At 72.7% G+C, this 16,698-nt stretch carries 14 protein-coding genes and 1 pseudogene; 8 read left to right on the plus strand and 7 right to left on the minus strand.

Features of this window, described 5'->3' with window-relative positions; genetic code table 11:
- Nucleotides 1–194: 194 nt before the first annotated feature.
- Nucleotides 195–350, plus strand: coding sequence for a hypothetical protein (locus QUG98_RS15930; protein WP_289471471.1), 156 nt, complete (start codon nucleotides 195–197; stop codon nucleotides 348–350).
- Nucleotides 351–515: 165 nt separating this feature from the next.
- On the opposite strand, the gene QUG98_RS15935 is transcribed toward QUG98_RS15930, so the two are convergent.
- Nucleotides 516–1,256 (minus strand): GntR family transcriptional regulator, encoded by a 741-nt coding sequence (locus tag QUG98_RS15935; RefSeq protein ID WP_289471472.1) that lies wholly within the window; start codon nucleotides 1,254–1,256, stop codon nucleotides 516–518.
- A gap of 133 nt (nucleotides 1,257–1,389) precedes the next feature.
- Here QUG98_RS15935 and QUG98_RS15940 point away from each other — a divergent pair, with 133 nt between their 5' ends.
- The gene (locus QUG98_RS15940) at nucleotides 1,390–2,544 is read left to right on the plus strand and encodes an MFS transporter (RefSeq protein WP_289471484.1); all 1,155 of its coding nucleotides are present in this window, start codon (nucleotides 1,390–1,392) and stop codon (nucleotides 2,542–2,544) included.
- Between the two features lie 161 nt (nucleotides 2,545–2,705).
- On the opposite strand, the gene QUG98_RS15945 is transcribed toward QUG98_RS15940, so the two are convergent.
- Nucleotides 2,706–3,872, minus strand: a complete 1,167-nt coding sequence (locus QUG98_RS15945; protein ID WP_289471474.1) for a baeRF2 domain-containing protein — start codon at nucleotides 3,870–3,872, stop codon at nucleotides 2,706–2,708.
- Complete coding sequence (locus QUG98_RS15950; RefSeq protein WP_289471475.1) at nucleotides 3,872–4,156, minus strand: hypothetical protein; 285 nt, start codon at nucleotides 4,154–4,156, stop codon at nucleotides 3,872–3,874. The genes QUG98_RS15945 and QUG98_RS15950 overlap by 1 nt, the downstream gene beginning before the upstream one ends.
- A gap of 257 nt (nucleotides 4,157–4,413) precedes the next feature.
- Between QUG98_RS15950 and QUG98_RS15955 the strand changes: the two genes are divergently transcribed.
- The 4 genes and pseudogenes from QUG98_RS15955 (at nucleotide 4,414) to QUG98_RS15970 (ending at nucleotide 10,980) form a co-directional block, all read left to right on the plus strand.
- Nucleotides 4,414–5,778 carry an extracellular solute-binding protein gene (locus QUG98_RS15955; protein ID WP_289471476.1) on the plus strand — a complete coding sequence of 455 codons (1,365 nt, stop codon included), beginning with the start codon at nucleotides 4,414–4,416 and terminating at the stop codon, nucleotides 5,776–5,778.
- Nucleotides 5,775–6,713 (plus strand): annotated as a pseudogene (locus QUG98_RS15960) (carbohydrate ABC transporter permease); the annotation flags it as partial. The gene QUG98_RS15955 and the pseudogene QUG98_RS15960, both read left to right, overlap by 4 nt.
- Before the next feature lie 278 nt (nucleotides 6,714–6,991).
- Entirely contained in the window at nucleotides 6,992–7,900 is a 909-nt protein-coding gene (locus QUG98_RS15965) for a carbohydrate ABC transporter permease (protein WP_137768609.1), read from the plus strand.
- 2 nt (nucleotides 7,901–7,902) lie between these two features.
- Nucleotides 7,903–10,980 carry a glycoside hydrolase family 2 TIM barrel-domain containing protein gene (locus tag QUG98_RS15970; RefSeq protein ID WP_434533458.1) on the plus strand — a complete coding sequence of 1,026 codons (3,078 nt, stop codon included), beginning with the start codon at nucleotides 7,903–7,905 and terminating at the stop codon, nucleotides 10,978–10,980.
- A 212-nt stretch (nucleotides 10,981–11,192) separates the two neighbouring features.
- Here QUG98_RS15970 and QUG98_RS15975 read toward each other — a convergent pair whose 3' ends face one another.
- Nucleotides 11,193–11,618, minus strand: coding sequence for a DUF3151 domain-containing protein (locus QUG98_RS15975; RefSeq protein WP_289471477.1), 426 nt, complete (start codon nucleotides 11,616–11,618; stop codon nucleotides 11,193–11,195).
- 278 nt (nucleotides 11,619–11,896) lie between these two features.
- On the opposite strand from QUG98_RS15975, the gene QUG98_RS15980 reads away from it, so the two are divergent.
- Nucleotides 11,897–13,471 (plus strand): ABC-F family ATP-binding cassette domain-containing protein, encoded by a 1,575-nt coding sequence (locus QUG98_RS15980; RefSeq protein ID WP_289471478.1) that lies wholly within the window; start codon nucleotides 11,897–11,899, stop codon nucleotides 13,469–13,471.
- A 6-nt stretch (nucleotides 13,472–13,477) separates the two neighbouring features.
- Here QUG98_RS15980 and QUG98_RS15985 read toward each other — a convergent pair whose 3' ends face one another.
- The 3 genes from QUG98_RS15985 to QUG98_RS15995 form a co-directional block, all read right to left on the minus strand.
- Nucleotides 13,478–14,176, minus strand: coding sequence for an SDR family oxidoreductase (locus QUG98_RS15985; RefSeq protein ID WP_289471479.1), 699 nt, complete (start codon nucleotides 14,174–14,176; stop codon nucleotides 13,478–13,480).
- A gap of 103 nt (nucleotides 14,177–14,279) precedes the next feature.
- The gene (locus QUG98_RS15990; RefSeq protein WP_289471480.1) at nucleotides 14,280–15,341 is read right to left on the minus strand and encodes a YihY/virulence factor BrkB family protein; all 1,062 of its coding nucleotides are present in this window, start codon (nucleotides 15,339–15,341) and stop codon (nucleotides 14,280–14,282) included.
- A gap of 3 nt (nucleotides 15,342–15,344) precedes the next feature.
- Nucleotides 15,345–15,866, minus strand: a complete 522-nt coding sequence (locus QUG98_RS15995) for a hypothetical protein (RefSeq protein WP_289471481.1) — start codon at nucleotides 15,864–15,866, stop codon at nucleotides 15,345–15,347.
- A 63-nt stretch (nucleotides 15,867–15,929) separates the two neighbouring features.
- Between QUG98_RS15995 and QUG98_RS16000 the strand changes: the two genes are divergently transcribed.
- The gene (locus QUG98_RS16000) at nucleotides 15,930–16,670 is read left to right on the plus strand and encodes an MBL fold metallo-hydrolase (RefSeq protein WP_289471482.1); all 741 of its coding nucleotides are present in this window, start codon (nucleotides 15,930–15,932) and stop codon (nucleotides 16,668–16,670) included.
- Nucleotides 16,671–16,698: the final 28 nt, after the last annotated feature.

The raw sequence follows: 16,698 nt of genomic DNA on the forward strand, positions 1-16,698 counted from the left end.
CGTCCGACGTCCGCCCGGCCGCGGTACCGGTGCGCGGCCGGACCATCCTAGGCACGAGGCTGCCTGCGACTTCTCCACAGGCCAGCCGAGACCCTTGCGTTCCCCTGACAGGCGGGCGCAGACTGTTGCGACCTCAGAACGTCCCGTGAGGAAGCGCACCACGACGGTGCCCACGCACACAGGAGGAACTCTCGATGTCCCAGCAGACGCGGTCCGGCAGCAAGCACGCCATCCGACTCACCACCGACGAGGCCGAGGTACGCGACGCGCTCCTCGACCACACCGAGCACGGGGCGGCATGGGCCGCCCAGGACATCGACGGATCCGAGGAACCCACGACCAGGGCCTGACCGGCCGGGAGGCACGGGTCGGTCCGCCTCGCAGGTCCCGCCGGTGCCGCTCGGTCGGTGCGGCCGGGTCGCCGCAGCGAGCGGGTGCGGCCGGGTCAGCGCGGCCGGGTCAGCGCGGCCGGGTCAGTGCGGCCGGGTCAGGGCACCTGGGTCAGCGCGGCCGGGTCAGGGCGCCTGGGTCGCGGCCGGCTCGCTGTCGCCGAGCAGCTCCGGGCTGCCGACGATCGCCATGCCCGCACCGCGCAGGCGCCGCCGCTCCTGGGCGATGAACGCGAGCAGACGGTCGTTGGTCCCGGCGACGTGCGCCGCGAGCAACTCGGCGGCCCGGTCGGCCTCGCCCGAGCGGACGGCGTCGAGGATCGCGCTGTGCTCCTCCCACGCGGCCTCGCGAGCCTCGGCGGTACGGACCTCGATCCACCGCGTCCGCTCGAGCCGCGTGAGGGCGTCAGCGATGGCGTCGGTGACGAAGCGGTTGCCGCCGAGCGCCGCAAGGTCCAGGTGGAACGTCGAGCCCATGCGGATCCCGGCCTCGCGGTCGGGCGTGCTGCGCAGCTGGTCGAGGTGCGCACGGACCTCGTCGAGCTGCTCGGCCGAGGCCCGCTCGACGGCGAGACGAGCCGCGGCGGGTTCCAGCACGCCGCGGAGCTCCGCGAGCGAGGCGATCTCGTCGAGGTCGATCGGCGTGACCGTCCACGTCCGCCCCTCGTGGAGGATGAGCCCCTCGCGCTCGAGCCGCGACAGTGCTGCGCGCACGGGGGTCCGCGACGCGTGGAAGCGACCCTCGAGCCCGCGCTCGGAGATGCGCTCGCCGGGGGCGATGTCGAGGGTCAGGATCGCCGCACGGAGGTTGTCGTAGAGCTGGCTCGTCTGCGACACGGGCGCGGCGGTCTCGGTCGTCTCGGTCACGGCGGACCAGCGTAGTGCAGATCGACGGGTGTTGGTATACCGTCCTGGTACACCAACCACTCCCGATCGGAACGCCGTGCCCGCGCAGACCTCCACCGCAGCTCCGGCCGTCGTCCCCGCCAGGGCGTGGACGATGCTCGCGCTCGGCGTCGCCGCGCAGGCCGCCGGGACCCTCGTGGTCGCCGCACCGGCACTGCTCATCCCGCACCTGCTGGCGCAGGGGATGCCCTTCGCGTCGGCGGGACTGTTCGCCGCCGCTCCGACGATCGGCCTCGTCCTCACCCTGATCGCCTGGGGCGCGGTGACCGACCGGGTCGGCGAGCGCGTCGTCATCGCCGGCGGACTCGCGCTGACCACGCTCACCGTCGTCGGCGCGTGGATCACGGCCGGTGACCCGCTGTTGCTCGGTGTCGCGTTCCTGGCGGCGGGGATGACGAGCGCGTCGACGAACGCAGCGAGCGGACGGGTCGTCGTCGGGTGGTTCCCGAAGGAGCGGCGCGGCCTCGCGATGGGCATCCGGCAGATGTCGCAGCCCCTCGGGGTGACGCTCGCTGCCGTGACGGTGCCGGTGCTCACCGAGACGCACGGGGTCCGGACGGCCCTCGTGCTGCCGTTCGTGCTGTGCGCGGTGCTCACCCTGCTCTGCGCCGTCGGCATCGTCGACCCACCGCGACCGGTGCGAGGGGCGACGACGCCGACCCCGGGCACCGGTTCCGCCAACCCGTACCGGGCGTCGGGCTTCCTGTGGCGGGTGCACCTGGTGTCGGTGCTGCTCGTCGTGCCGCAGTTCACGCTCTCGACGTACGGCTTGGTCTGGCTCGTGGGGCTCGGCTGGTCGACACCGGCGGCGGGCCTGCTGGTCGGGGCCTCGCAGTTCGTCGGCGCCGTGGGCCGGATGCTCGTCGGCGCCTGGAGCGACCGCGCGGGGTCCCGGGTCGGGCCGCTGCGGATCGTCGCCGTGGCGGCGGCCGCGGTGATGGGCGCGCTCGCGCTCGTCGACGTGTCGCACTGGGCACCCGCCGCGGTGTTCCTCGTCATCGCCACGAGCGTCACCGTGGCGGACAACGGGCTCGCCTACACGTCGGTGGCCGAGGCAGCGGGGCCGTCGTGGTCCGGACGGGCGCTCGGTGCGCAGAACACGGGGCAGTTCCTCGCGGCGAGCGCCGTCGGCCCCGGTGTCGGCGCCCTCGTCGGGGTGCTCGGCTTCGCGGCGTCGTTCGCCATCGTGGCCGCGCTGCCGCTGCTCGCGCTGCCGGTCGTCCCGCGCACCGACGTCTCGCACGACTGACGCCCAGCGGGCCTCGGCGGCGAGGGCGCGGGGCTGTTCCGCAACACGCAACGTCGGCGACTCCTCGCAGGGCTGTGACGCTGCGAGCAGCCGCCGACGTCGCGTTCCGCGGAAGGGGTCCGCGGCAGGGGTCGAGCGGAAGGGGGCGCGACCGGCAGGGCTCAGGCGGGCACTGCGGGGCCGACGGGCCAGCGCAGGAGCGCGGACGCGGGGGCACCGCTCGGCAGCGACGCGGCGTTCACCAGCACGAGTTCGGCGTCGGTCAGGACGATCGCCCGCACGAGTGCGCAGACCGCCGGCACCTGCCCGAGCACCGTCGCACCGGCCGCCTGCTCGGGGGCGGTGGCGATCCACGGCGCGGCGTCGAGCGCGTACAGCGTCCGGTCGCCGAGGGCACCGGCGTCGAGCGCGACGACGGCAGCCTGCGCCTGCTGCAGCGCGGACACCACGGACCCGAGCCCGCTGACGCTCTCGTTGTCCCCGCGACCCTCGTGCGTGCGGAGGAGGTCCTGCACGTCGTGCCGCCGCGATGCCAGCACCCGGGCGAGCGCGAGGTCGACGTGCTGCACGAGCGCCTTCTCGGACGCGTCGTCGGCACGCGGGTCGACGGCGACCTCGGTCACCAGTGCACGGGTCGACGTGGAGAGCTCCCCGCGCAGCAGCTCCCGGGCGCGGACGTCCCCGGCGAGCACGATCAGGCGGGGCGAGGTCGCACGGACGGCCTCCTCGATCGCCGCCGCGACCTCGCCGGCGGTCTGCTTCCAGATCTCCTCGGCGTGCTGGTGCCAGTGCGGTTGCTTCCACCCGGCGCCGGACTTCGCCTTGTGCAGGGTGTCGGTGCGGCCCTGCACGCGCTGTTCGTCCTCGGCGGCGCCGGTGGCCGCGTGCCCGAGCCGGTAGCTGCGGAACCCGCCGCCCTCGCGTCCGACGGTGACGACCAGGAAGGGCAGGTCGAAGGGCCGGTGCGCGAGCAGCGGCAGCAGGTCGGGGACGGCGCCGGTGCCGATCGACTCCTGCCCGTGCAGGTGCCCCGGCAGCACCTCGCTGAGCACGAGTTCGTCGTCGCGGACGAGCACGTAGCGGGCGACCGGCGCAGGGACGCCCGGTTGCTCGACGAGCTCCTCCTCGATGATCTGCGCGGCCCGCTCGGAGCACCCCTGCCCCGAGAGCGCGTCCGACACGGTGCGGCGCTGCAGGGCCGCGATGCGTCGTGGGTCCTCGCGGTTGCCGGACGCGTCGACGTACGCCCACGCCCAGGTGCCCGGCGTCTGGAGCGCCTCGACGACCTCGGGCTGCAGGGCGCTGGTCCCACGGGAGGTCTGGACCATCAGCGATCGCCCTCCTCGTCGGTCTCGGTCGTGAAGACGGTGTCGGAGCCGGACCCGTCCGAGGTGGTGTCGGTGGAGTCGTCCTGCAGGGAGCCCTCACCCTCGCCGTCGTAGCCCGAGGCCGCGACCGTCTCGGCGTCGTCGGTGTCGTCCGGGACCGGTTCGGCCTGCCGGAACTCCTCGACGTGCGCGTTGCTGCCGTGCCCCTGGACGATGCTCTGCGCCTCGTGCGCGAGCTGGTCGTCGAGCTCGGGTCCGTGCGTGCTGTTCCCGCGATCGGTCATCGTCTGCCCCTCGTGCGTCAGTGCCGCCGACGACGTCGTCGGGCCGCCCGCGGCTTCGGTGTTCTACGTGCTGCCCACGGTGCGCGCTCGGCACTGACCACGTTCGGAGGTCGGAGCGAACACGCAGCCAGCCGTGCCGGCCGGAGCCCGGCCACGATCCGGTCACGACCCGCCGTGAACCCTTCGTGAATGCACAGCACCACTCGGTTTCGTGCTTTGCTGGCTCCGACCCCGCTCAACGACGAACCGGAGCCGTGATGACACCCATCCCATCGAGAACCGTCCTGTCGCGACGGAACCTGCTCGGACTCGGACTCGGAACAGCTGCGGCGGGGTTGCTCGCCGGGTGCGCCGTGCCCGGGTCGACGAACGTCAACAAGGCCCCGCTGGTTCCCGCGGCAGCCGGGAGCGAGACCGTCCAGATCATCTACTGGGCCTGGCTCAAGGACCTGCAGAAGGTCTGCGACGTCTGGAACGCGAAGAACCCGCGCATCCAGGTGACCGCGAACTGGATCCCCGGGGGCAACTCGGGCGGGTACCAGAAGATGTACTCCGCGCTCGCGGCCGGCGGTGGTCCGGACATCGGGCAGGTCGAGTTCCGGCAGATCCCGGAGTTCATGCTCGCCAACGGCCTGGTCGACCTCGCCCGGTACGGCGCCAAGGACGTGCAGTCGAGGTACGACGAGGCAGCGTGGTCGCAGGTCGAGTTCGTCGACGGCGTCTACGGCATCCCGCAGGACACCGGCCCGATGGGCTTCTACTACCAGACCGCGATCCTCGAGCAGGCCGGCGGCCAGCCCCCGACGACGTGGGACGAGTGGCGCGACCTCGCCGACAAGGTGCGCGGGACGGGCAACGGGAACTACCTCGAGGTGTTCCCGGTCGCCGACGCCTCGCCCTTCGCCGCGTACGCGCAGCAGGCCGGCGCGCGCTGGTTCCGGACGGACGGCGACGCGTGGGTCGTCGACATGACCGACGACAAGACCATGATGGTCGCCGAGTTCTTCGACGGGGTGATCGACGACAAGCTCGTCGACACCAGCGCCGGGGCGTACTCCCCCGGCTGGTACGCGGCCGCAGCGAGCGGCAAGATCGCCGCCGTCACGAGCGCGAGCTGGGGTGACGCCCTCATCCAGTCCGTGCAGGGCGGCGAGGGCAAGTGGAAGGTCGCGCCGATGCAGACGTGGGGCGACACCGGCTACGGCTCGAGCTCGATCGGTGGCTCGACGGCCGCCGTGCTGGCGAACGCGAAGCACCCGAAGGAGGCGCTCGAGTTCATCACGTGGATGACCACCTCGAAGGAGGGCGTCGACGCGATGATCAAGTACTGCGGCATCGGGTGGTCGCCGGCCAAGGACTACATCGGCGCTGCGCGGCAGCAGCCGTCCGAGTGGTTCTCCGGGCAGGACTACAACGAGGAGGTCTTCGCCCCCTCGGCCAAGGAGCAGAACCTGGAGTGGTCGTGGTCGCCCGTGACCCAGTCCGCCTTCACCAGTCTGCAGAACCAGTTCCGCCGCAAGCTCACCGGTGGGCTGAAGCTCACCGATGCTGTGGAGCTCGCCCAGCAGGAGATCGTCCAGTCCTTCAAGGACAAGGGCCTCAGCGTCAGGACCGCACGATGACCGCCACCCAGGAGCGCACGACCGCCACCCAGCCGGGCTCCGGCTTCCGCACGAGCACCAAGGCCACGAGCGCCCAGAAGCGCGCCCCGTGGATCCTGCTCGCCCCGTTCCTCGCCCTGTTCGTCCTGACGTTCATCATCCCGATCATCAGCGCGCTCTTCCAGAGCTTCACGACCGTGGACCGCGAGGGCCTGTTCGGCGAGGACGGCGTCACCGGCCGCTTCGCCGGCTTCGACAACTACGTCACCGCCCTGAACGACGCCGGCTTCGTCGGTTCCATCTGGCGCATGCTCCTGTTCGGCATCGTGCAGGTACCGGTGATGATCGTCCTCTGCACGATCCTCGCGCTGCTGCTCGAGTCGGCGAGCGCCCGCTGGCCCGCCTTCTTCCGCGCGGTCTACTTCATGCCGTACGGCGTCCCCGGCGTCATCGCGACGATCCTGTGGTCGTTCCTCTACGTGCCCGGTCTGTCGCCGATCGTGTCGCTGCTGCAGTCGATGGGGTTGCAGCCGGACTTCCTCGGTGCGAACAGCGTGCTCTGGTCGATCGCGAACATCGTCACGTGGACCTACACGGGCTACAACATGCTCATCATCGTGGCGCAGCTCAAGTCGATCCCGGGCGAGGTCTACGAGGCCGCGAAGATGGACGGCGCGAACGCCTTCCAGGTCGCGTGGCGGATCCAGATCCCGCTCATCGCGCCGGCCCTGGTGCTCACGACGGTCTTCTCGATCATCGGCACGCTGCAGCTCTTCGCCGAGCCGCAGATCCTGTCGACGGTCGCGCCCGCCATCGACACCGAGTACACGCCGAACTACGCCGCGTACACGAACGCCTTCGCGTTCAACGAGTACGGCGTCGCGAGCGCGCAGGCCGTGATCATCGCCCTGGCGGCGTTCATCCTGTCGTTCGCGTTCCTCGCGCTGACGAACCGCGCGCCCAAGAACGAGCGCGACCAGAGGAAGCGGGCCAAGCGCGACGGCCTGGAGGCACGGCGTGCGCTCCAGACGCGCGGCACGTCCGCCACCGGGTCGCGACCCGCCACCGGCGTCGCGAACCGCAGCACCACCACCGGAGCCGCGCCGCGCCTCTCCCCATCGCCACGGCCGGAGCCCCGCTCCGCAAGCTCCGCGGCGATCCGGAACCGGACGACGGGGGCCCAGGCCGACAGCAAGGGGGCGGAAGCATGACCAGTGAAGCCATCGAGGCGCCGGTGACCAAGCGGGCCGCCGAGCCCGTCGACACCACGTCGATCACGGCGCACCAGCGCCGGAAGCTCGACCGCTCCCCGCGCTCGCAGATCGTCGTCACCGCGATCCTGGTGATCGTCGCGGTCTACTTCCTCGTGCCGCTGTACTGGGTCGTCATCGCGGCGACGAAGACCACCGGCGCCCTGTTCGCGACGAACGGGTTCTGGTTCGGCGGCGAGTTCGCCCTGTTCAGCAACATCCAGCAGGTGTTCTCGTACGACGGCGGCATCTTCGTCCGGTGGATCGCGAACAGCATCCTGTACTCGGGCGTCGGCGCGGTCCTCGCGACCTACTTCGCCGCAGCCGGCGGGTACGCGCTCGCGAAGTACGAGTTCCGCGGGCGGCAGCTCGTGTTCGGCACGATCCTCGGCGGCGTGCTCGTGCCGGGGACCGCGACCGCGCTGCCGCTGTTCCTGCTCTTCTCGACCATGGGCCTGACCGACACGTACTGGAGCGTGCTCATCCCGAGCCTCGTCTCCCCGTTCGGTCTGTTCCTGTGCCGGGTGTACGCGGCGGCCTCGGTCGACACGGCACTGCTCGAGCAGGCGCGCATCGACGGCGCGGGCGAGCTGCGGATCTTCCACACGATCGTGCTCCGACAGATGACCCCGGCACTCGTGACCGTGTTCCTGTTCCAGGTCGTCGGCATCTGGAACAACTTCTTCCTGCCGCTCATCATGCTGGCGGACCAGAAGCTCTACCCGATCACACTGGGACTCAACAACTGGCGGGCACAGGTCGATCGTCTGCCAGAGTTCTACCAGCTCACCACCGGCGGCGTGCTCGTCTCGGTGATCCCGCTGGTGATCGCGATCATCGTCCTGCAGCGCTTCTGGCGCGGGGGCCTCACGGAAGGATCGGTCAAGGGTTGACCATCGCTGCTCACTCGTCCTCCACCAGCAACACGCCCGATGCGCTCGCCGCACTCGCCTCGACGGCACCGGGCTCGGACACCCGGCTCGCGCCGCGGGCCTGGTTGCACACCGATGCCCCGTCCCTGTCGCTCGACGGGGAGTGGGACTTCCGGTGGTCACCGGTCGCGGACGTCCCGGTGCCGGGGTCCTCGGCTTCGCCGAACGGCGTGGAGGACGAGTGGGGCAGCCTCCCCGTGCCGTCGCACTGGGTCCTGCACGGGCACGGTGCGCCGAGCTACACGAACCTGCAGTACCCGTTCCCGATCGACCCGCCGCACCCGCCGGAGGAGAACCCGACCGGCGACCACCGGCGGACGTTCTCCCTCCCCGCGTCCTTCGACGGCGCGGCCCGCGTGCTGCTGCGGTTCGACGGCGTCGAGTCGCACTTCCGGGTGTGGCTGAACGGGTCCCTCGTCGGGTGGTCGACCGGGTCGCGGCTCGCGACCGAGTTCGACGTGACCCCGCTGCTCGTGCCGGGCACGAACGAACTGCTCGTCCGGGTGCACCAGTGGTCGGCTGCCTCGTACCTCGAGGACCAGGACCAGTGGTGGCTGCCCGGCATCTTCCGGAGCGTCGCCCTGCTCGCCCGACCGACCGCGCCGATCGACGACGTGTTCGTCCGCGCCGGCTGGACCTCGAGCCTCGGTGACGCCGCGACCGCCGGCACCGCCGCGTCCGGACGGCCCGGGACCGGCACGGGGACGATCACGTTCCCGACGCTCGACGCCGCGTTCCCGGTGCGCTTCCGGGTGCCGGACCTCGGCGTCGACGTCACGTGGGCCTCGGCCGACGAGGTCGCGCCGATCACGCTCGAGGGTGTCGAGCCGTGGAGCGCCGAGGTCCCGAAGCTGTACGACGCGACCGTGTCGACCGGCACCGACGCCGGCGGCCGCGCGGGCGGCGAGACCGTCTCGCTGCGCCTCGGCTTCCGCACGGTGTCGATCGAGGGCGACCGCTTCCTGGTGAACGGCGAGCGTGTGGTGTTCCACGGGGTGAACCGGCACGAGACCCACCCCGTGCGGGGCCGCGTCTTCGACGAGGAGCACGCCCGCGCGGACATGGCGCTCATGAAGCGGAACAACGTCAACGCGATCCGCACCTCGCACTACCCGCCCCACCCCCGCGTGCTCGACCTGGCCGACGAGCTCGGGTTCTGGGTGGTCCTGGAGTGCGACCTCGAGACCCACGGCTTCCTGTTCACCGACTGGGTCGGGAACCCCTCGGACGACCCGGCCTGGCGCGACGCCTACCTGGACCGCATCGCCCGGACCGTCGAGCGGGACAAGAACCACGCGTCGATCGTGATGTGGTCGCTCGGCAACGAGTCCGGCACCGGGCGGAACCTGGCGGCGATGTCGCAGTGGGTGCACGACCGCGACGCCGAGCGCCCCGTGCACTACGAGGGCGACTACACGGGCGCCTACACCGACGTGTACTCACGGATGTACCCGACGCTGCAGGAGACCGAGTCGATCGGCGGCGGTCCGGAGACCCCGCTGCTCGGGTGCGGTCCGGCCGAGGCGGCGCGGCAGCGGTCGAAGCCGTTCCTGCACTGCGAGTACGTCCACGCGATGGGCAACGGGCCCGGGCAGATCCAGGAGTACGAGGACCTGGTCGACCGGTACCCGCGCCTGCACGGCGGGTTCGTCTGGGAGTGGCGGGACCACGGGCTCCTCGCGCAGACGGCGTCCGGTGAGGACTACTACGCCTACGGCGGTGACTTCGGCGAGGTCGTGCACGACGGCAACTTCGTGATGGACGGCCTGGTGCTGCCCGACGACACCCCCACCCCTGGTCTGGCGGAGTTCGCGGCGGTCGTCGCCCCGGTCCGCTTCTCGGTGTCGGACACCACCGTGCTCATCGAGAACCGGTACCACTCGGCCTCGACCGCGGGGCTGCGCTTCCGGTGGACCCTGTCGCGGAACGGCGTCGAGGAGGCGAGCGGCCGCTTCACCCCCGGGGTCGTCGCGGCCCGCCGGTCGGCGACCGTCCCGGTCCCCGACGAGGTCCTCGCGGCCGCGGCGGACGCCGACTCCCTGGCGCCCGGCGACGAGCTGTGGTTCGACGTGGCGGCGGAACTGGCGGGGCCGACCGCGTGGGCGGACACCGGCCACGTCGTCGCACGCACGCAGCGGCTCGTGGCGAGCCGCGCGGCGGACGTGCCCCGGGCCTCCCGGCAGGGCTGGGACGGTGACCGTCTCGGCGAGGGGACCTTCACCGCCCGCGGCGACCTGGTGTCCTGGAAGGGGCACGAGGTCGCGGGGCCGCGCCTGGAGCTGTGGCGCGCGCCGACGGACAACGACAGCCTGGCCTCGCAGGGCGGCTACGAGACGGCCGACCCGGTGCTGACGAAGGGCGTCGGTGACCCGAACGCCCCAGCCTCGGCGGTCCGCTGGCGCGAGCGTGGGCTCGACCGGCTGACGCACCGGCTCGTGTCGGTGACCCGGAGCGAGCACGGGCTGGAGCAGCGGGTCCGTGTGGCGGCGGCGAACAGTGGGTGGGGTGTCGACGTCACGCACCGCTGGACGCTGACCGACGACGGGCTGCTGCTGCAGACCGACGCGGTGCCGTTCGGGGCGTGGGACGTGACGTGGCCGCGGATCGGTGTGCGGTTCGACCTGCCGGCGTCGGTGCTCGACGGTGACGCCTCGTGGTTCGGGACCGGACCGGCGGAGTCCTACGCGGACTCGTCCCGGGCAGCTCGGGTCGGACGGTTCAGCGCACCGGTGCGCGCACTGACGGTGGACTACTCGATGCCGCAGGAGACCGGGCACCGGCCCGCGCTGCGGACGCTGTCGGTGGGCCCGTTCACGGTGTCGACCGTCGGGGCGCACCGCGCGGGCTTCACGCTCTCGCCGTGGACCGCGCAGGAGCTCGGGCGCGCGATGCACCCCTACGAGCTGCCGACGCCGGAGCACGCGTACCTGTACCTCGACGCGGCGCAGCACGGGCTCGGGTCGCGGGCGTGCGGGCTCGACGTCCTGCCGGAGCACCAGCTGTGGCCGCAGGCGTTCTCGTGGAGCGTGGTGCTCGGGTAGGGGTCGCGGGGCGGGCGGGGCGGCGAGCGGCGTCGCCGCCGCTGGTTGAACCAGGGATCCGACATCGAACCAGGCCCGAGGGCTGGTTCGATGTCGGATCCGTGGTTCGACGGCGGGTCCGGCGCCCGCGGCGCAGCGCGGCGGCGGCGCAGCGCGGCGGCGGCGCAGCGCGGCGGCGGCGCAGCGCGGCGGCGGCGCAGCGCGGCGCTGCGCTACTCCCCCGCGGTGAGCGCGCGCAGCGCCTCGGGGTCGGACGCGTCGAGGAACTCCGTCAGGCGCTCGGGCTCGCCCGGCTCCTCGATCGCGGACGCCGCACGGCGCAGGGCGAACAGCGCGCGGAGCACGCCGCGGTTCGGCCCGTGCGACCACGGCACCGGCCCGGCACCGCGCCAGCCCGCCTTCCGCAGGGCGTCGAGGCCCCGGTGGTACCCGACACGGGCGTACGCGTAGGACTCCAGGGTCGCGCCCCGCGCCCAGGCCTCGTCGGCGAGGAGCGCCCACGCCAGGCTCGAGGACGGGTGCGACAGGACGACGCTCGACACCGGGGCGTCGGCGGCGAGCGCGGCGGTCACCTCGGGCTCCTCCGGCAGCAGGGTCGCGGGGCTCGCGGTCGGGTTCGGCAGCAGGTTCTCCGGCATGCCCCCAGCCTGTCACCTCCCGCCCCGGAAGCGGTACGGTAGGAGTCACCTCGTCGTCACGCGGGGCCGCCGGGGCGGGAGACCGACCGGCAGCACGGGTGGCGGACACGGGGGTCCCCGACGAAACGAGCAGCCGTGCAGTCGATCACCGGTACCGCGCAGTCCTCGCACTGACACCGTGATCGTCGCGCCCCGTCGGGCGCTGCCGCGTCGCTGACCCCTCCGGTCGCCGCGGGTCCGGTGTCGTGCGCCCAGCTCACGATCCGGGAGGCACACCCATGCCCGCAACACCGTCCGTCGTCCTCGACGACCTCACCTTCACCTGGCCCGACGGCTCCGTCGCGCTCGACCACCTCACCACCGCCTTCGGACGCGGCCGCACCGGTCTGGTCGGGAGGAACGGGGCCGGCAAGTCCACGCTCGTCCGGCTCGCCACGGGGCAGCTCCGCCCCACGGCCGGGTCGATCCGCACCTCCGGTCCGGTGGACCACCTGCCCCAGCGGCTGCACGCCCGCCCCGGGGACACCGTGGCGGACCTGCTCGGCGTCGGCAGGACGGTCAGCGCGCTGCGGGCCGTCCTCGGCGGTGACGCGACCGAGGAACACCTCGACGCCGTCGGCGACGACTGGGACGTCGAGGAACGCGCCGCCGCCGCGCTCGCGTCCGTGCCGGGGCTGGACGGCACCGGCCTCGACCGGCCCGTGACGTCGCTCTCCGGTGGGCAGGCCGTGCTCACCGCGGTCGCGGGCATCCGGATGCGCCGGGCCCCGATCGTGTTCCTCGACGAGCCGACGAACAACCTCGACCGCGCCGCCCGTGCAGCGCTCCTCGAGCTCGTCGACCGGTGGACGGGGACGCTCGTGCTCGTCAGCCACGACCGCGAGCTCCTCGAGCACGTGGACGAGACCGTCGAGCTGCGGTCGGGATCGGCCACGGTGTTCGGTGGGACGTTCCGCGCGTACGAGGAACACCTCGCCGTGCAGCAGGAAGCGGTCGCCCGCGAGGTCCGGGTCGCCGAGCAACGGCACCGCGCCGAGCAGCGGCAGCGCATCGAGGCCGAGACGACGATCGCGCGCCGGGCGAGGGCGGGCGAGCAGGCCGGCCGCTCGATGCCGCGGATCCTGGCGAACGAGCAACGGAAGAAGGCGCAGGAGACCGCCGGACGACTGCGGGTCGCCCACGGGTCGGCCGAGGCGCAGGCGCGGGCCGCGGTGCAGGAGGCCGAGCTGCGAATCCGGGACGACGAGTCGCTGCACGTCACGCTGCCGGACCCGCACGTGCCGGCGTCGAGGCGCATCGCGACGATCACCGTCCGTGGCCGGTCGGTGGTCGTGCAGGGCCCCGAGCGCATCGCGGTCGCCGGTGCGAACGGCGTCGGCAAGACGACGTTGCTCGAACAGCTCGTGGGGTCACCCGAGGCGCGTGCACACCCCCTGCCGGACACGTCCGCGACCCCGCACGTCGACCGGATCGGGTACCTGCCCCAACGGCGGGACGCGCTCGACGACGACGCGACGGTGCTCGCGAACCTGCGTCGGGCGGCTGCCCACGTCCCCGACGGCGAGCTCCGCAACCAGCTGGCTCGGCTCCTGGTGCGCGGCGACACCGTCGACCGTCCGGTCGCGTCGCTGTCGGGCGGCGAGCGCTTCCGGGTGGCGTTGGCGACCCTGGTGCTCGCGGACCCACCGCCGCAGCTGCTGGTGCTCGACGAGCCGACGAACGATCTCGACCTGACGAGCGTCGACCAGCTCGTGGACGCGCTCCGGGCGTTCCACGGCGCCCTCGTCGTGGTCAGCCACGACGATACGTTCCTCGACCGCCTGTCGCTGACGACGAGGATCGAGCTCGGGTAGCCGGGGTCAGCGCTTCCGGGTCGGCCGGATCGCGAGCGACTCGATCGTGCCGCGCTCCGGCAGGTCGACCACGGTCCGGACGGCCGCGGCGACGTCCTCCGGCGCCAGGTAGTAGGCGGTGTCGTAGTCCTCGCCGAGCTTCTCGGTCAGCGCCCGCTGCATGTCCGAGTCGGTCCGGCCGGGGTGCACGCTCGACACCCGGACGCCGTTGCCCCGTTCCTCTTCACGGAGGGCGTCGGCGAAGGCCCGGAGTGCGAACTTCGACGCCGCGTACACGCCACCGCCCGGGCCCGCGATGAACCCGGACCCGCTGTTGATCGGCACGACGATGCCCCGCGCTGCCCGGAGCGCGGGGAGCGCCCGACGTGTGAGCTCGGCGACCGCGAAGACGTTCGTGGCGAACACGGTCTCCCAGACCTCGCGCGGGGTGTCCGCGACGCGGGCGCCCTGCTCGACCCCGGCGCTGTGCACGAGGACGTCGAGCGACGCCGGCAGCTCCGGCACGTCGCCGGCGCCGAGGTCCCCGACGAACGGTGCCGCGCTCGGCAGCTCGTCCACCAGCCCGCCGACGGCGTCGGCGGAGCGTCCGCCGACCAGGACGTGGTGGGTGCGTCCGAGCTCGAGCGCGATCGCGCGGCCGATCCCGCGCGTGGCCCCGGTGATGAGGGCGGTCGGACGGTCTGCGGCAGGTGCGGTGTCGGTCATGCGTCCACCCTACGGAGCGGGCGTGACGGGCCGGTGCCGCGCCTCCAGGCTGTGCACACCCGCGCCCACCGGACGGGATGTGCAGGACCGGCCGGCCACCCGCTCAGTCCTTCGTGCGGCCCGCGCTCTCGCGGATCCTGATGCCCTCGAGCACGTCCTTGGCGCGCTGCTCCTCCTGCTTGTCGATCTGCCGGGTGTCGCGCTCGGGGAGCTGGATGTCCTCCTCGGCCCGGATGCCCGCCTGCAGCTCGCGCCCACGTTCGATCTCCGCGTCGAACTCGGCACCGAAGAGCAGCGCGTTGTTCGTGATCCAGATCCACAGCAGGAACACGATGACCCCACCGAGGGAGCCGTACGTGGCGTTGTAGTTCGAGAAGTTCCCGACGTAGAACCCGAACCCGACACTCGCGACGATCCAGATCGTGATGGCGACGAGCGAGCCGCCGCTCACCCACCGGAACTTCGGCTGGCGGACGTTCGGCGCCCAGTAGTACAGCACCGCGACGATGACGATCATGATCGCGAGCAGGATCGGCCACTGCACGATGAGCAGCACGGTGGCCGTGACGTCGCCGAGCCCGACGAGGTCCCCGAACGCCCGGGCGAGCGGCCCGGAGACGAGCACGAGCAGCCCGATCACGAGCAGCACGACGGTGAACACCGTGACGCCGAGCATGGTCGGACGGAGCTTCCAGATCGGGCGGCCCTCGCGGACGTTGTAGATGCGGTTCATCGCCCGGCCGAAGGCCCCGACGAAGCCCGAGGCGGACCACAGGGCGCCGAGCACACCGACGATGAAGGTGATCGGCGCCGCCGGCGAGCGCACGAGTCCCTCGACCGGGTCGCGCAGGAGGTCGGCGACCTGCCCGCCACCGACGTTCGACACGACGTCGAGCAGGGTGTCAATCGTGTCCCGCGGGTTCGACACCAGGCCGAGGATCGAGACGATCGCCAGCAGGCCCGGGAACAGCGCGAGCACCGTGTAGTACGTCAGGCTCGCGGCGAGGTCGGTGCACTGGTCGCTGGTGAACTCCCGAAGGGTCTTCTTCAGCGTGTACGTGAACGACGGCTTCGTCAGGTCGGTCGGGCTGTCCGGCTTGCGGGGGTCGTCCGGCTCCGGCTTGTGCTGCATCTCCCGCTCGAGGCTCTTGTCCCTGCGCGCCATGGTCTAGCCCTTCGCCTTTGCGAGAGCTTTCGCCGTCGCCTTCGACCGCTTCGCGGCCTGCTTCCGGTTCGCCGTCGCACGACGCTGCACGGCTGCGATGCCGGCGCGCTGCTTGACGCGGTTCTTGTGGACCGGGTCGCGCTCGAGCGACTCCTCGGCGGCCTTGCGTCGGGCCTTCCGGCCCTTGCGACCGCCGCGCGTCTGGTCGGTGTCGGGCTCGCCGCGCGCGCCGAACGGCAGGAGCGCGGTGAACGCCGTCGACGCCGGCGGCTTGTCCAGGTGGCCTGCGTCGGTCCGTCCGATGCGGGTGCCGAGGACGATCGCCGCGATGCCGGTCGCCGCGGTGATGCTCATCGCGATGAGCGGGGTGGGGTCGCGGTGCCACCGCTGCTTGGCCTTCGCCACCGCGAGCCGCGTGCGGGCGGGGACGTCGGCGCGCCGCCTGATCTCGCTGACGCTGTCGGTCAGGCGTTCGCGCGTGCGCACGTTCGCGAGCTCGAGCTCGGGGATGCTGTCCTTGGCCATGCTTCGTGCCTACCAGGCCGGACCCTCCGCCGCCCCGAGGAGCCGCGGTCTACGGTGCAGGCCATGCTCTTCCGGGACGTCGCCGAGGGGATCCACCGCCTCGAGATCGCACACACCAACACGTACCTCGTCGAGACGGGCGACCGCCTGCTCGTCGTCGACGCGGGGCTGCCCGCCGCCTGGCCGCACCTGCTGCTCGCCGTGCACGACCTCGGGTACTCACCCGACCGGGTCGAGGGCCTGCTGCTCACGCACGGGCACTTCGACCACGTCGGGACCGCCGCCCGGATGCACCGGGAGTGGGGCACGCCCGTGTTCGTGCACCCGGGCGACCGGGAGCTGGCGGCGCACCCGTACTCGTACCGGCCGCAGACGAACCGCTTCGGCTTCGTCGCACTCCACCCGGGAGGGCTCGCGCCGCTCGGACGGATGCTGCTCGCCGGTGTCGCGACGGTGGACGGGATCGCGGAGACGCAGCCGCTGGCGTCCCGCGCCGACGTCCCCGGCCACCCGTGGATCATCGAGACGCCCGGGCACACGGACGGGCACGTGGCGCTCCACTTCGCCGACCGCGACGCGCTGATCGCGGGCGACGCGCTCGTCACGTTCGACCCGTACACCGGCGGGATCGGCCCGCGGGTGGTCGCCCCGGCCGCGATGTCGGACGTCGACGAGGCGGTGGCGTCGCTCGGTCGGCTCGAGGACACCGAGGCCCGGCACGTGCTCCCCGGGCACGGCCCCGCGTTCGACCGGGGCGTGCGGGCGGCGGTCGCGCAGGCCCGGCGCGTGGCCGGCGCGGCGTAGCGCGGCGGCGGCGCCGGCGGCGGCGCCG

It is taken from the genome of Curtobacterium subtropicum (assembly GCF_030362975.1).
Classification (GTDB): Bacteria; Actinomycetota; Actinomycetes; order Actinomycetales; family Microbacteriaceae; genus Curtobacterium; species Curtobacterium subtropicum.

Bases quoted from the DNA above. Each gene is read 5' to 3' on its own strand.
- QUG98_RS15930 (WP_289471471.1), top strand. From the start codon at position 195: ATGTCCCAGCAGACGCGGTCCGGCAGCAAGCACGCCATCCGACTCACC.
- QUG98_RS15940 (WP_289471484.1), top strand. From the start codon at position 1,390: ATGCTCGCGCTCGGCGTCGCCGCGCAGGCCGCCGGGACCCTCGTGGTC.
- QUG98_RS15945 (WP_289471474.1), bottom strand. From the start codon at position 3,872: ATGGTCCAGACCTCCCGTGGGACCAGCGCCCTGCAGCCCGAGGTCGTC.
- QUG98_RS15950 (WP_289471475.1), bottom strand. From the start codon at position 4,156: ATGACCGATCGCGGGAACAGCACGCACGGACCCGAGCTCGACGACCAG.
- QUG98_RS15955 (WP_289471476.1), top strand. From the start codon at position 4,414: ATGACACCCATCCCATCGAGAACCGTCCTGTCGCGACGGAACCTGCTC.
- QUG98_RS15975 (WP_289471477.1), bottom strand. From the start codon at position 11,618: ATGCCGGAGAACCTGCTGCCGAACCCGACCGCGAGCCCCGCGACCCTG.
- QUG98_RS15980 (WP_289471478.1), top strand. From the start codon at position 11,897: ATGCCCGCAACACCGTCCGTCGTCCTCGACGACCTCACCTTCACCTGG.
- QUG98_RS15985 (WP_289471479.1), bottom strand. From the start codon at position 14,176: ATGACCGACACCGCACCTGCCGCAGACCGTCCGACCGCCCTCATCACC.
- QUG98_RS15990 (WP_289471480.1), bottom strand. From the start codon at position 15,341: ATGGCGCGCAGGGACAAGAGCCTCGAGCGGGAGATGCAGCACAAGCCG.
- QUG98_RS15995 (WP_289471481.1), bottom strand. From the start codon at position 15,866: ATGGCCAAGGACAGCATCCCCGAGCTCGAGCTCGCGAACGTGCGCACG.
- QUG98_RS16000 (WP_289471482.1), top strand. From the start codon at position 15,930: ATGCTCTTCCGGGACGTCGCCGAGGGGATCCACCGCCTCGAGATCGCA.